Annotated in this window: 13 protein-coding genes and 1 tRNA gene; 7 read left to right on the top strand and 7 right to left on the bottom strand. The window is 63.2% G+C overall.

What is annotated here, in order from left to right; translation table 11 throughout:
- Positions 1-285: 285 nt before the first annotated feature.
- From ACE3RX_RS01850 to ACE3RX_RS01825, 6 genes are all read left to right on the top strand, one after another.
- Positions 286-732, top strand: a complete 447-nt coding sequence (locus ACE3RX_RS01850) for a type IV pilin protein (RefSeq protein ID WP_374479694.1) — start codon at positions 286-288, stop codon at positions 730-732.
- Complete coding sequence (locus ACE3RX_RS01845) at positions 729-1,259, top strand: GspH/FimT family pseudopilin (RefSeq protein ID WP_374479692.1); 531 nt, start codon at positions 729-731, stop codon at positions 1,257-1,259. The genes ACE3RX_RS01850 and ACE3RX_RS01845 overlap by 4 nt, the downstream gene beginning before the upstream one ends.
- Complete coding sequence (locus ACE3RX_RS01840; RefSeq protein ID WP_374479691.1) at positions 1,253-1,921, top strand: PilW family protein; 669 nt, start codon at positions 1,253-1,255, stop codon at positions 1,919-1,921. Before ACE3RX_RS01845 ends, ACE3RX_RS01840 begins: the two co-directional genes overlap by 7 nt.
- Positions 1,922-1,926: 5 nt before the next feature.
- Positions 1,927-3,066 (top strand): hypothetical protein, encoded by a 1,140-nt coding sequence (locus tag ACE3RX_RS01835; protein ID WP_374479689.1) that lies wholly within the window; start codon positions 1,927-1,929, stop codon positions 3,064-3,066.
- Positions 3,067-3,100: 34 nt separating this feature from the next.
- On the top strand, positions 3,101-3,901 hold the full coding sequence (locus tag ACE3RX_RS01830) for a prepilin-type N-terminal cleavage/methylation domain-containing protein (protein WP_374479687.1): 801 nt from the start codon (positions 3,101-3,103) through the stop codon (positions 3,899-3,901).
- A gap of 131 nt (positions 3,902-4,032) precedes the next feature.
- Positions 4,033-6,525 carry a 6-pyruvoyl-tetrahydropterin synthase-related protein gene (locus ACE3RX_RS01825; RefSeq protein WP_374479685.1) on the top strand — a complete coding sequence of 831 codons (2,493 nt, stop codon included), beginning with the start codon at positions 4,033-4,035 and terminating at the stop codon, positions 6,523-6,525.
- Positions 6,526-6,553: 28 nt separating this feature from the next.
- On the opposite strand, the gene ACE3RX_RS01820 is transcribed toward ACE3RX_RS01825, so the two are convergent.
- The 4 genes from ACE3RX_RS01820 to serS form a co-directional block, all read right to left on the bottom strand.
- On the bottom strand, positions 6,554-7,474 hold the full coding sequence (locus tag ACE3RX_RS01820; protein ID WP_374479683.1) for a class I SAM-dependent methyltransferase: 921 nt from the start codon (positions 7,472-7,474) through the stop codon (positions 6,554-6,556).
- A gap of 105 nt (positions 7,475-7,579) precedes the next feature.
- A tRNA-Ser gene (locus ACE3RX_RS01815) sits at positions 7,580-7,669 on the bottom strand.
- Between the two features lie 43 nt (positions 7,670-7,712).
- The gene (locus tag ACE3RX_RS01810) at positions 7,713-8,078 is read right to left on the bottom strand and encodes a carboxymuconolactone decarboxylase family protein (protein WP_374479681.1); all 366 of its coding nucleotides are present in this window, start codon (positions 8,076-8,078) and stop codon (positions 7,713-7,715) included.
- Positions 8,079-8,176: 98 nt separating this feature from the next.
- Positions 8,177-9,463: a serine--tRNA ligase gene (serS, locus tag ACE3RX_RS01805; protein ID WP_374479679.1), complete on the bottom strand. Its 1,287-nt coding sequence runs from the start codon at positions 9,461-9,463 to the stop codon at positions 8,177-8,179.
- A gap of 266 nt (positions 9,464-9,729) precedes the next feature.
- On the opposite strand from serS, the gene ACE3RX_RS01800 reads away from it, so the two are divergent.
- A complete protein-coding gene (locus tag ACE3RX_RS01800) occupies positions 9,730-9,993 on the top strand; it encodes a hypothetical protein (protein ID WP_374479677.1) in 264 nt (87 codons plus the stop codon).
- Here the strand turns inward: ACE3RX_RS01800 and ACE3RX_RS01795 are convergent.
- From ACE3RX_RS01795 to ACE3RX_RS01785, 3 genes are read right to left on the bottom strand one after another with little or no spacing between them, the layout of a single operon-like run.
- Complete coding sequence (locus ACE3RX_RS01795) at positions 9,990-11,318, bottom strand: replication-associated recombination protein A (protein WP_374479675.1); 1,329 nt, start codon at positions 11,316-11,318, stop codon at positions 9,990-9,992. The genes ACE3RX_RS01800 and ACE3RX_RS01795 overlap by 4 nt on opposite strands.
- A 15-nt stretch (positions 11,319-11,333) precedes the next feature.
- Positions 11,334-11,960 carry an outer membrane lipoprotein chaperone LolA gene (gene lolA, locus ACE3RX_RS01790; RefSeq protein ID WP_374479673.1) on the bottom strand — a complete coding sequence of 209 codons (627 nt, stop codon included), beginning with the start codon at positions 11,958-11,960 and terminating at the stop codon, positions 11,334-11,336.
- Complete coding sequence (locus ACE3RX_RS01785) at positions 11,960-14,251, bottom strand: DNA translocase FtsK (protein ID WP_374479671.1); 2,292 nt, start codon at positions 14,249-14,251, stop codon at positions 11,960-11,962. Before ACE3RX_RS01785 ends, lolA begins: the two co-directional genes overlap by 1 nt.
- Positions 14,252-14,301: the final 50 nt, after the last annotated feature.

The raw sequence follows: 14,301 nt of genomic DNA, 5'->3' as shown, positions 1-14,301 counted from the left end.
AGCGATCCCAGTGTGAAACATTGCATGACGCGCGCACGAAACCGCCTCTTGCGATATAAGGAATCGGCGACGGGAGCCGCTACCAGGTACATGAAAACAAACTGAATTCATGCCAGCTGGGGAACTTTGGTGGAATCCTTGCTGCGCGAGGACAGAAAAATGCCGACGGTAATTTCGGGATCAATATCAAGCCCCGCAAACAAGCTTTGGATCTCAAAGGGAATTCAGTCGATCACAATTTAAATGAGCTAGTCCATTTAAATAAACAAACGCAATATAAATAAAATGAAATCGCGCCTTGCCGGATTTACGCTGATCGAACTGCTTGTAGCCATCGCCATTCTCGGCATCCTCGCTTCGGTCGCCATCCCCTCCTACCAGAGCTACATGCGCAAGAGCCGCCGCGCCGACGCACTCGTCGCCCTCAGCCGCATCCAGCTCGCCGAGGAGAAGTGGCGCGCAAACAACCCGAGCTACGGCAGCCTGGCATCCATCGGCGTGTCCGCAAACTCGGATCAGGGCTACTACTCCCTGAGCGTCACCAACCCGTCGGCCACCAGCTACGTCGCCACCGCCAATGCGGTCAGCGGATCCTCGCAGGCGTCGGATACCGGCTGCACGTCCATGACGATCACCGTCAGCGGCGCGCTGTCCCCCACCTACTACGGTTCCGTCGTCACGGGCCAGCCCGGCCTGTACTACGGACCAAGCCAGACATGCTGGGCAAAATGAAAAACCTTCTCCGGCACCGCCAATCCGGTTTCACCCTCATCGAAATGATGGTGGTGATCGTCATCATCTCGATCATCGCGAGCGTCGCGATCCCGTCGTTCAGCAGCTTCTTTGACCGCTACCGGCTGCGCGGCGCTGCCGATGCCCTGTTCGGCGACCTCCAGGCCGCCCGCATGGAAGCCATCCGTAACAACAGCACCGTCTATGTCAATTTCGCGACCGGTGCAAACTGGTGCTATGGGATGAAGCTGGGCAGCAGCTGCGATTGCACCAAGCCCGCCAGCGATGCCAACTACTGCTCGCTGAAGCTGGTCAATGCCCAGACCAACACGGGGGTCACGATGGCCTCCAGTGCCTTCACGGCCGACCCGACCATCGACCCCCTGCAGGGTCTGGTGTCCCAGGCTGGCAGCGTCACCTTCCAATCCACCGCGGGCACCCAGGCGCAAGTCGGCCTCAGCCTGCTGGGCATGGTTTCGATCTGCACCCCCAGCGGTTCGAGCTCCGCAGGATATTCGTCATGCTGAAATCCGCCGCAGGCCAGCGGGGCATCTCGCTGACCGAACTCATGATCTCCCTGAGCATCGGCGTCCTGCTGATGCTCGGGCTGACGACCTTCATGAGCGGCACGGTGGTCAACAACACCAGCTCGATCAAGACCATCCAGTTCAACCAGGAGATGCGTGCCGCCATGACGCTGATGATCCGCGACCTCCGGCGCGCTGGCTACTGGGGCAGCCCGAACTACACCTCCGGCGCCCTGTCCGGCGTTGGCTACGGCACGGCTTATTCGAACCCCTTCGCGAACGTGGATACCGGCACCGCCGGCTGCATCCTCTACCGCTACGACAAGAACGGCAACGGCACCCTGGAGTCCGGCGAATACTTCGGCTTCCAGTTGAGCGGCACCGGCATCCAAATGCTCAACAACGGGACCAGTGGCAGCGCCTGCGGCGGCTCGAGCGGGTGGACCAACCTTACCAATCTGGCCAACCTGAAGATCACCGGCCTGACTTTTGCTGAAACCGATTCGTCCCCGGTCTACACCAACGGAACCTCTTCCGGGCCGAACATCAAGGTCCGCTACGTGACCATCACCCTCACGGCCCAATGCGCCACCGACAACAAGATCCAACAGACCCTGCAGGAAACGATCAGGCTCGGGAACGACTTGTTCAGCCCGAGCTGAGAGGCATGACGTCCATGATCCGCGCACATCAACCCAGCATGTTCCCGCGACGCCAGCGCGGCGTGGCGACCCTTTTCGTTTCGCTGGTCGCCCTGGTCCTGATCACCCTGGCAACCCTGTTTGCCAACCGGAACGCCATCTTCGAGCAGGTGACCTCGGCCAACCACTATCGCTACAGCCAGGCTTTCGAAGCGGCCGCCGGCGGCCTCGAATACGCCATCGCCTGGCTGGGCACCAATGGCAATCCGAACTGCAACGCAGACCCGGCGACCTGCCCTTATAACGTGCCGGTGGGTGGCACAGGAGCAGCTTGGGTCGTCGATACCACCACCCATCCGCCCTACAACCAGAAAAATACGGTTTCGGTCGCCGCCCAGACCTTCAACGGCTACACGGCGACGGTGACCCTGTGGCGCAACAGCGCCTCGCCCCTGCTTGTCGAAATCGTGTCCGTGGCCACGGGCGACGCGACCGCGACGGTCCGCCAGATCGTCAGCGTGAATGCCCTGATGTTCACCTCGCCCGCACTGCCGCCGGTGACCGTCAATGGCTGCATCAGCAACGTGACCGGCAACCCATCGATCAATGCCCAGAACGCCGTCTCCAACGCGATCGTTTCCTCCACCGGGCCAGTCGGCAGCGCGTGTATCGATCCGGGTCACTTCGCAATTACCGGTCAGACCGTGGCCAACGGCTTCAGCGGCTCGGCATGGGACCAGACCTTCTCCACCCCCAAGGATAAGATGCTGGCATTGGCCAAGCGTCAAACAGGCGGCGCGATCGCCGGCCCCATTTTCTACTACGACTACGTCGTCAATTCAGTCGGTAACGTCTGGAACCCGCCGGCTGGCTCAACCGGCTCCCCTACCTCGCCGGTGATCGTCATCTTCGACAACCCGCCTGGCAGCGACTGCCCCAAGCTCAACGGCAACATGACCCTCTACGGGATCGTCTATTGCAACAATGGTCTGGACATGCAGGGCTGGGGGAATACGAACATCTACGGATCGCTGGTTTCCGACAGCGCGATAACAAAATTTACAGCCAACACCACCATCAACTTCAACGCCGCGGCGGATAATCCGATCAACTACCCGGTGCAACCCATCATCTCGCGCGTCAGCGGATCGTGGCGCGACTTCTGAGCCAGGGCAGCCCCCACAAACAAGGCAGCGGATCATGAAAATCAGCACCCCCCCTGCAGTCCGCGGCTTCACCCTACTCGAAGTCCTGGTAGCACTCGTCGTCCTTGCCACAGGCCTCCTCGCGCTGGCCAAGTTCCAGGGCACGCTGATGCAGGACAACGCGCTGTCCAAGCAGCGGACCGAAGCCACCATGTATGCGCAGCAGAAGATCGAGATGCTGCGCTCCTACTCGCTGATGTCCACCTACACCGGCATGACGTCCGGCAGCGACACGATTACCGGCACCAGCTCGTCCTTCACCCGGACATGGACGATCACGCCGCATAGCACGTCCACCGCCCCGCAATACACGACCGTCGCGGTCACCATCACCTGGACCGACAACGGTGGGGGCAGCCAGTCCTATACGCTCAATACCAATATCGCCGCGAACGATCCGGTGAATACCGGGCAACTGATCGCCACGACCACGACCACCACCGTGCCGACGTCGACCACCAGCAGCACCTCATCGACGAGCTCCTCCTCGACGAGCAGCAGCACGACAAGCAGCACATCGACGTCCACCTCGAGCAGCACGACGACGACAACCACGACGACCAGCACCACAACCACCACCCAGTGCGTGACTACCATCTCCGGCAATACCGCAAAGAACAACGATTCGGTTTCGAGCAGCCCGGCTGGCACTTGCACCCACGACAACAAGACCTACAGCTGTAGCGTGACCGCTGCACGGGGCACGACGATCACCCTCACGGAACTGAACGGCTCGTCGGTACAGTCCACAAAGACCACAACCGCCAACTGCAGCACCGTCACCCTCAACATGTAAGCAGCTGCCGGCAAGCGGGTCTGTCCTCGCCGGACAGGCCCTGGCACCCCGGGCTTGCGATGGCATCCGTATTCCCTCAACCAGCCCATCCTGACGCATCCCGGCCCAGGCCGGATTCGCTTTTTGTCGACGTGCTGGTCGCGCTGCTGTTTGCGGGCCTGCTGGCGCCACTATTGCGCCTGGATCTGGTAAGCAGCCCGGCACTGCCAACCGGCGGCGACACCGCCTCCCACGTCCTTTACGCCTGGCTGTTCGACCAGGTCGTGTTACCGCGCGGACAACTGACCACCTGGATGCCCGAGGTGTTCGGCGGCTACCCGCTGCATGCCTACTATTTCCCGCTGCCTTTCGTGATCGCCAGCCTGCTCGGCAAGCTTGTCGGCCTGGCCGCCGGCCTGAAATGGGCCATCGTCCTGCCAGCCCTGCTGCTGCCCGGCACGGTGTTCCTGCTGTCACGACACGCATTCCGCCTCACGCCGCTGGCTGCGTTCGGTGGCGCACTGGGCGCGCTGTCCTTCCTCACCCATGAGCAGAACTCCATCTGGGGCGGCAACCTGCTAAGCCTGCTCGCCGGTGAGTTCGCCTACAGCTGGGGGCTGTGGCTGGCCTTCGTCACGCTGGCGGCATGGATGCGGGCCGTGCACGGCGGGCCGCGCGGCTGGATCCTTGCCGGCGCGCTGGAAGCCCTGACCACCCTCAGCCACGGCTACCCGCTGCTCGTTTGCGGGTTCGGGAGCTGGCTCCTGCTCATCGATGCCCCGCACCGTCGCACGGCGGCCCTCACCCTGCTCAAAGGACATGCCCTCGCCTTCCTGCTCGCGGGGGGCTGGCTATGGCCGCTGCTGGAAATGCATGGCTTCACCATCGCTAATGACGGCAGCAGCACCAACGCCCCGTGGACTAGCCTGATTCCCGCAAGCCTGTGGCCAGTCCTCGCCGGTGGCCTGCCGGCGCTTGCCGGGCTCCTGCGGCGGGTCCGCCGCACCAGCACGCCTCAGCTCCATGTCATCTTGTTCTTCATGCAGCTGGCGTTCCTCGCCGTCATTCTGTGGATGACGGCAGACCGCATCGGACTGGCAGATATCCGCTTCCTGCCGATGGCGTGGTTTTTCGGTGCAGTCGCCGCCGGCTGGGCGATCGGCGCCATCGCGAGCCACCTGCCGGTGCGCAGTCATGCCCTCGTGGCGGCCCTGCTGCTGGCCGGCCTCTTGGCCTGGCTGGCCCCACACGCTCGACAGGCAGCCGAATGGGCACGCTGGAACTTCAGCGGCACCACGGACAAACCCGGCTGGCAGGCGCTGGCTCCACTGCTCCCGGCCATGGCCGGCCATCCCGATTCTCCACGCCTGCTCTTCGAGCACGATCCAGCCAACATGGACCTGGGCTCCACCCGCAGCCTTGAGGCGCTCCCGATGCTGCTGGGCGGACGCCCGGTGCTCGAGGGGCTGTACATGGAGTCCGCACTCCTCAGCCCGGCGATATATCAGCTGCAATCGGAGGTCTCCGCCCGCCCCTCGTCACCGCTGGTCCGCTTCCCCAGCGGCCATCTGGACCCCGCCATGGCCGCCATCCATATGCGCATGCTGCGGGCCGATCAGGTTCTGCTCAGGAGCGCCGAAGCCAAGCGCAGCCTGCTCGACAGCGGCCTCTTCGAGACGGTGGCGGACAGCCCGCCCTTCCTGCTGCTGCGCCCCCGCTCCCTTGATAACCGGCTGATCGATGGCGACCCGCATCCATGGCAACTGAAACCCCGTGTGGACTGGATGCAGGACAGCCACGCCTGGTTCAGGTCGCGCTCGCGACTGAATACGGAGTGGCCCGTTTACATCGACGCCCCCGGGCCGGCGCTGCGCAGCGCATTCAGCCCTCGCCCGCAGCCGGCACAGATCAGCAACCTGCAGGTCGAGCGGGAACGTATCAGCTTCTCCACCTCCGCACCGGGACAAGCCCTCCTGATCCGGATGAGTTACCACCCCCGCTGGCAACTCGAAACCCGGGGCAGCGTGCACCTCGCCGCGCCAGGCTTCCTGCTTGTCGTGCCGGAGGAAACATCCGTACGGCTGGTCTTCGGCACCACTCCGGCAGGACACCTGGGAGAATGGGCCAGCGGACTGAGCCTGCTCGGCGCCGGCCTCCTCCTGCTCTTCAAGCGCCGCAAGGAAGGGTCCAGCCACCCCGCCGACAATCCACAGCCACGCTGGCGCATCCACCTCGCGCTGCTGGCGCTCATTCTAGGCATGGGCGTCTGGCTGTACACCAGCGCACCAGAGCGGATCTACGCAAGGGCGTGGTTGGCGATGAACGCGGAACGCCCCGCCGACGCCGCGCCGCTGTTCCTTGATGCGCACCAGCACCGCCGCAACGCCCCCGCCAGGGAAGAAGCGCTGTTCTGGGCAGCCAAGGCCTTCGAGCAGGCGGGCCAGCGCGACCAGGCCCGCGCTGGTTACCAGGAGCTCTTCGAAAACAGCCATGGATACTGGGTTCCAGAAAGCCTGTTCACCTACGCCCGCCTGATGCGGGAAGACGGCAAGCCGGAGCAGGCACGAACCGCCGAAGCACGGCTGCTGCAGGAATACCCCGACAATCCATGGAGCCGCCGACTCGTCACCGGAGAGGCCCGGTGAATGGTCACCCTGCCAGCGGCCGCGGCGCTCAGTCCGGCTTCCGGTAGACCAGCACCTTCAGGGCACGCTCGCTCGAAACATCTGCAAACGCGGGCGGATTGGTGAGCCGCCCGACAAACTGCAGCCACGGGGCGCTCTCCTGCATCCGCTCCTGCAGGAAGGCGACCCCCAGCTTCGGCGAGTTGAGGCACAGCAGGGCATGCCCGCCGGGCGCCAGCAGGTCCGGCAGGCGCCGCATCAAGCGGACGTAATCCTTCTCGGCGATGAAGCTGCCCTTCTGGTAGCTCGGCGGATCGAGGACGATCAGATCGTAGGGCCCACTCCGCCCGATCTTGCCCCATGAGCTGAAGATGTCGTGGGGCAGGAAGCGGGCACCTGCGGTGAGCCCATTGATGAGGTGGTTGCGCTTTCCGATGGCGAGGGCGCCATCACTCATGTCCACATTGACCACTTCCCCCGCACCGGCCTGCAAGGCCACCACGGAGAAGGCGCAGGTGTAGGCGAACAGGTTGAGCACCCGGCAGCCCGGACGGGCCGCCGCGTATTCACGAACCCAGCGCCGCCCCTCAGCCATATCGAGAAAGAAGCCATGATTGAGGCCCCGCAGCAGATGGACCCGGAAACGCGCGCCGTTTTCCGCCACATCATGGGGGTCGGGAACACTACCGGCCATCAGACGCGTTTCGGCCCGAGCCTCGAAGCGGTATTGATAAACCCAGTTCAAGGGCTGCCCGGGATTCAGCTCATCCCAGCGACAGCTCAGGGCCGCATGGACCGAAGCCAGCTCCTCATCGCTGGCAGGCAGGAAACTGGTCAGCAGCCAAACAGGCGGGTAGACATCCAGTGTCCAGTGCTCGCAGCCGGGGAACAAGCCCCCCCGCCCGTGGAAAACACGCCCGGCATCCCCCGGAATGGTGATTTCGGCGATGGCGTCGAGGAGTGCTTGCATCGGAAGAGGACGTGGAAAGAATCGGAAAGCCGGACAGACTCGCCGGGCGCTCGGTGTGCAGAAAAGCAAAAAGCCCTGAAGATCAGGGCTTTTTGCTTGAAAAAATGGCGGAAAGGGAGGGATTCGAACCCTCGATACGGAGAACCGTATACCGGATTTCGAGTCCGGCGCATTCGACCACTCTGCCACCTTTCCGCTCGAAGCCAACGATTATATAGCACTTCGCAGAAAAAGCCAGCTATTCGGCGACTTTTGTTTGTGCCGCAGTAAATTCCTCGTAAGCCCGTACAGCCTCTGCCGCGTACATCAGATTCGGACCGCCACCCATATAAGTGCAAATGGCCAGGGTCTCCATCAACTGTTCCCGGGTCACGCCAAGCCGGATCAAGGCCTTGACGTGGAAGCCGATACAACCATCACAGCGAGCGGCCACACCAATCGCAAGCGCAATGAGTTCTTTCTGCAGGGCACTCAACGCACCCGCCTTCATCGACTCCTTGGCCAGTGTGTTGAAGGCACTCATGGTTTCCGGGATTTCGGAACGCAGCGTGGCGAGCCCCTTGGAAAGATCGCCGGTAATCTGGGTAAAGGATTTGCTGCTCATGGTCGACCTCCGATATTTAGTACATTAACAATTACTAATATATAGGATATGACCTTCTATGAAAACCGGGCGGACTGTTGTCCGCCCGGTTCCTGACTTTACAGCGCGGCCTGCAGTACCGTCAGGCCACCCATGTAGGGCTGGAGCGCAGTCGGGATGCGGACCGAACCGTCAGCTTGCTGATAGTTCTCGAGGATCGCCACTAGCGTCCGCCCAACCGCAAGGCCCGAGCCGTTAAGGGTCGCCAGCGTTTCGTTCTTGCCCTGCGCGTTCTTGAAGCGAGCCTGCATGCGGCGGGCCTGGAAGCTCTCGAAGCAAGAGCAGGACGAGATTTCACGATAGGTGTTCTGGGCCGGCAGCCACACTTCCAGGTCATAGGTCTTGGCCGCGCCGAAGCCCATGTCACCGGTGCACAGCACGATCTTGCGGTACGGCAGCTCGAGCTTCTGAAGGATTGCCTCGGCATGGCCGGTCAGCTCCTCCAGCGCCGCCCAGGCGTTCTCGGGCTTCTCGATACGCACGAGCTCGACCTTGTCGAACTGGTGCTGACGGATCATCCCGCGGGTGTCGCGGCCATAGCTGCCGGCTTCGGAGCGGAAGCACGGCGTATGGCAGACGAACTTCAGCGGCAGAGTGTCGGCCGGCACGATCTCGTCGCGGACGATGTTGGTCACCGGCACTTCAGCAGTGGGGATCAGGTAGAACTTGCTGCCGTCGGCCTTCGGCACCGAAAACAGGTCTTCCTCGAACTTGGGCAGCTGGCCGGTGCCGTACATGCTGTCCGCGTTCACCAGGTAAGGCGCGTAGAGCTCAGTGTAGCCGTGCTCGCCGGAATGAGTGTCCACCATGAACTGCGCCAACGCCCGATGCAGGCGCGCCAGGCCACCCTTCATCAGCGTGAAGCGGGCGCCGGAGATCTTTACCGCGGTTTCGAAATCCAACCCTCCGAGGCGGGCACCGATGTCCACGTGGTCACGCACTTCGAAATCGAAGCTCGGCACCGTGCCCCAGCGGCTCACCTCGACGTTGTCCTCTTCAGACCGGCCGACCGGCACGCTCTCATGGGGCAAATTGGGCAAGCCGGCGATGAAGGCGTTGAAGCGCTCCAGCAACTCGGCGAGGGCCGCTTCGTTGGCCTTCAGTTCGTCACCGATGCCCGCCACTTCGGCCAACACCGCGGAGGCATCCTCACCTTTGCCCTTCAGCTGGCCAACCTGCTTGGACAGGGTGTTGCGACGGGCCTGGAGTTCCTGGGTGCGGGTCTGGCGCGCCTTGCGCTCATCCTCAAGGGCCTGGAAAGCGGCCACGTCGAGGGTCGTTCCGCGCGTCGCCAAACGCTCTGCAACAAAGTCCAGGCGGGTACGCAGCAATTGCACATCAAGCATGGGGATCCCTATTCAAATCAAAGCTAGCAGGTCTGGAAGACGGCCTCGGAAAATGCCGAACACAAGCTCCAGTTTTCAGTTATATTGCAGCGCAACATCAAGCGCTGCCCGTCGAAATACAAGACTCAATAGAAATCAAGAAGTTAATAGCTCGCTTCGAGCCAAAGTTTTCTTGATTTAACGAACCCACCGGTCACAATAAAAGAAAAGGCGTCCGAAGACGGCGCTGTTTTCCTGCGACCAAATCCATTGAAGGAGACACACCAATGTTGTCCATCCGTGACTGCCTGGATTACTGCGACCTGACCGACGAAGACGTTGCCATCATCGCCGAACACCACGACATTCCCGAGGTTGCGGCCGCTCAGATTGCCTGCGGCCTGGTGCAAACCCCCGAGGGTACGTTGATGCTGACCCAGTTCATGCGCGACTTGGTGGACGAAGCCGAGGAAAGCGGCGATCGCAGCCGGGCGCAACGTTTCCGTGCAGCCCGCGACCGTTTCATCGCCAGCCATCCCATCCAGCACTAAGCACCACTGTCGCCTGCGCGGGCCTCGTAGTCCCGATCCAGTTCGCGCAGGCGGGCCAGTTTCTCGGCTATCTTCGCCTCCATGCCCCGCTCGACCGGCACGTACCAGCCCGGTTTCGCCATTCCCTCCGGAAAGTAGTTCTCCCCAGCCGCATAGGCGCCGGGTTCGTCGTGGGCGTAGCGGTAGGCCTTGCCATAGCCCAGTTCCTTCATGAGCTTGGTAGGCGCATTGCGCAGGTGGATAGGCACCGGACGCGACACATCATCGGCCACAAATTTTCGCGCCGCATTATACGCCTTGTATACCGCGTTCGATTTGGCTGCGCAGGCGAGGAAAACCGCCGCCTGGGCCAGTGCCAGCTCCCCTTCCGGCGAACCTAAGCGCTCATACGTGGTGCAGGCATTGAGGCAGATTTCCAGCGCCCGGGGGTCGGCCAAGCCGATGTCCTCGATGGCCATGCGCACCAAGCGCCGCCCCATGTAGAGCGGCTCTGCGCCGCCGTCGAGCATGCGGCACAGCCAGTACAGCGCCGCATCCGGATCGGAGCCGCGCACCGACTTGTGCAGCGCCGAGATCTGGTCGTAAAAGGCTTCGCCGCCCTTGTCGAAACGGCGCAGGTTGCGGGACAAAGCTTCGTCGATGAAGACCGGCGTAACCGGATTGACGCCAGCCGTCGTGGCAGCCGTTTGCACCTGCTCGAGCAGGTTGAGCATTCGTCGCGCGTCACCATCGGCAAAGCCTGTCAGGCGATCTCGGGCGTCGTCCTCGAACTCCAGCTCCGGACACGCGAACGCCCGGGCCCGCTCGAAGAGTTCAGCCAGCTCGTCCGCGCCCAGGGGCTGCAGCACATATACCGCGGCCCGAGACAGCAGCGCCGAATTCACCTCGAAGGACGGATTCTCGGTGGTCGCCCCGACCAAGGTGACGAGCCCCTGCTCCACGTAAGGCAGGAAGGCATCCTGTTGGGCCTTGTTGAAGCGATGCACCTCGTCGACGAACAGGATGGTATGTCGCCCGCGGGTCCGCGCCACCTCTGCCTGGGCGATCGCCTCGCGGATGTCCTTCACTCCCGAGAACACGGCCGACAGCGCGGTGAACTCAGCGTCGAAGGATTTCGCCATCAGGCGTGCCAGGGTCGTCTTGCCGACACCGGGCGGTCCCCACAGGATCATCGAGTGGGGCTTGCCGGACTGGAAAGCCAACGCCAGCGGCTTTCCCGGCCCGAGCAGATGCTTCTGCCCGATGACCTCGGCGATCGTCTTGGGCCGCATGGCCTCCGCCAGCGGCAGGCGCGGCGGGTCAAGGGCGTCGAAAAGGTCAGCCATGACAGACTTGCGGACTCACTCGCCGACCAGGTCGGCGCCCTTCGGCGGCACGAAGCGGAACAGTCCGGCGTCCAGCGACGGATTGCGCTCCATGTGGCCGAAGTTCAGCGAGGTGGTCTGGCCGAAGTTGTCATTGAGAATCATCGCCTTCAGCTGCCCGCCAGCAAAACCCATGCGGATGCGCTCGAAGCTGCTGTCGCTGGCCTTCGGCGTCGCCTCGACCCATTCCAGGCCGTCGGCGCTGCCGGCGTCCTTCAGCACGAAGTTCTTGTCGAGGGCGTTGTCGCCGGCCAGGATCGCCGCCGGTGTGGTGCCCAGAGCCTGACCGAGCTTCTTGGTGGTGACCTGGTTGAGCTCTTGGTCGTAGGCCCACAGCTTGCTGCCGTCACCCACCAGCAGCTGGGCGTAGGGCTTTTCGTAAGTCCACCGGAACTTGCCGGGGCGCGCGAAGGCGAAAGTGCCGGCGGCCTGCTGGGGCTTGCGGCCGGACTTGGACATGACCTGCTGGGTGAAGCTGCCCTTCGCAGTGCGGGTGCCTTCCATGAACTGCTTCAGCTGGCCCAGCCCATCGGCCTGGGCCGAGCCGGCAGCCAGCGCAAGTGCGAGCCCTAGGGCACGCAGAGTAGTGGTACGGCGAATCATCATTCTCCTTCGCGGGCTGGGGCAACCACTTCCCGGTTGCCGTTGGAGCCCATCGGCGTGACCAGGCCGGAGCGTTCCATCTGTTCGATCAGGCGTGCCGCGCGGTTGTAGCCGATGCGCAAGTGACGCTGGACCAGGGAAATCGACGGGCGGCGGGTCTTGACGACGATCTCCACCGCCTGGTCGTAGAGCGGGTCGGCCTCGCTGCCCTCTCCACCTTCGCCACCGCCGAGCAGATCGCCGCCCTCCTCTTCGGAGGGCGTCAGCACGCCTTCGATGTAGTCCGGCTCGCCGGTGGCCTTGAGGAACTCGACCACCTTGTGGACCTCCTCATCCGCGACGAAGGCGCCGTGGGCACGGGTCGGCAGGCCGGTGCCCGGTGCCAGGTAGAGCATGTCGCCCATGCCCAGCAGGCTCTCCGCCCCCATCTGGTCGAGGATGGTGCGGGAGTCGATCTTGCTGGACACCTGGAAGGCCATGCGGGTCGGGATGTTGGCCTTGATGAGGCCGGTGATCACGTCCACGCTGGGGCGCTGGGTAGCGAGGATCAGGTGGATGCCGGCCGCCCGGGCCTTCTGCGCTAGGCGGGCGATCAGTTCTTCGATCTTCTTGCCGACCACCATCATCAGGTCGGCAAGTTCGTCGATGACAACGACGATGTAGGGCAGCTTCTCCAGGGGCTCAGGACTGTCCGGCGTGATCGAGAACGGGTTCTTCAGGGGCGCACCGGCCTTGATGGCTTCGGCCACCGCCTTGTTGTAGCCGGCCAGGTTGCGCACGCCGACCGCCGACATCAGCTTGTAGCGCTTCTCCATCTCCGCCACGCACCAGTTGAGCGCGTTGGCGGCGTGCTTCATGTCGGTGACGACCGGCGCCAGCAGATGGGGAATGCCCTCATAGATCGACAGTTCGAGCATCTTCGGATCGACGAGGATCAGGCGGACGTCGCTCGGCTCGGATTTGTAGAGCAGCGACAGGATCATCGCATTGATACCCACCGACTTGCCCGAACCGGTGGTACCCGCCACCAGCAGGTGCGGCGTCTTGGCAATGTCGGCCACCATCGGCTGACCGCTGATGTCCTTGCCCAGCGCCACGGTCAGCGGCGACGTCATGTCGTGGTACGCACGGGAACCGAGAATCTCCGACAGGCGCACGGTCTGGCGCTTGGGGTTAGGCAGCTCCAACGCCATGCAGGCTTTGCCCGGCACCGTCTCGACAACCCGGATGCTGACCAGCGACAGCGCCCGGGCCAGATCCTTGGCCAGGTTCACGACCTGGCTGCCCTTCACGCCGACAGCCGGCTCGATCTCGAAGCGGGTGATCACCGGCCCCGGATAAGCTGCCAGCACCTTCACCTCGACGCCGAAATCGGCCAGCTTGCGCTCGATCAGTCGGGAGGTGAATTCCAGCGTCTCGACGGAAGGCGGCTCGACATCGTGGGACGGCTCGTCGAGCAGCGACAGCGGCGGCAGCGCGCCACCCGGCAATTCGGTAAACAGATGCGGCTGGCGCTCCTTCTCGACCCGCTCCGACTTTTCGACCTTGACGACAGCCGGCTCGATGCGCACTGGGGGCGGCGGGGCAACCTCTTCCTTCTTGCGCTTGATCTCGACTACCTCTTCGCGCTTCTGCGCGACCTCGCGGCCGGCCCGGCGGTCTTCCCAGGTCTGGAAGCCGTTGGTGGCAAAGACCCACAGCCGCTCCAGGCCAGTGCCGAGGAGCTCGGAGGCCTCGACCCAGCTCACGCCGGAAAACAGGCTCAGGCCACCAGCGATGGTGCCGAGCAGCAGCAAGGTCCCACCCGTGAAGCCGAGGTACTGCAGAATCAGATTACCGAGTTCGATGCCGATTACCCCACCCGGCTCGAGGGGCAAAGTCGCCTTGATCGAATGGAAACGCATCGCCTCCAGCCCGCTGCTGGCAATCAATACCATCACGAAACCGCACACGACGATGAACAGGGAGCGCCGGTCGGCGCCGAACACCAGTTTCAAACGCCGGAAGCCAATTGCCAGCCCGAAGCCCAGGAAAGCCACCCACCACCAGGCGGACACCCCGAACAGGTACAGCAGCAGGTCTGACAACCACGCCCCGAAGCGCCCGCCTGGGTTGCTGACGCGTTCAACCTGCACCGCATGGGACCAGCCCGGATCGGCCTTCGAATAGCCGAAGAGGATCATCGAGAAATACAGGGCCAGCACGCCGAGAAACAGCCAGCGGGCTTCCTGCAACAGGCTGGCGATCTTTTCGGGCAGCGGAAGCGGGCGGGTGGAGGGAAGTTCTGACATGGGTCGGCGAGGGTCGGGCACTACGGAAGCGATACCAAAAAAGCAAAAGC

The sequence above is a fragment of the Zoogloea sp. genome (assembly GCF_041914405.1).
Lineage (GTDB): Bacteria > Pseudomonadota > Gammaproteobacteria > Burkholderiales > Rhodocyclaceae > Zoogloea.
This window is presented reverse-complemented; position numbering and strand designations above follow the sequence as displayed.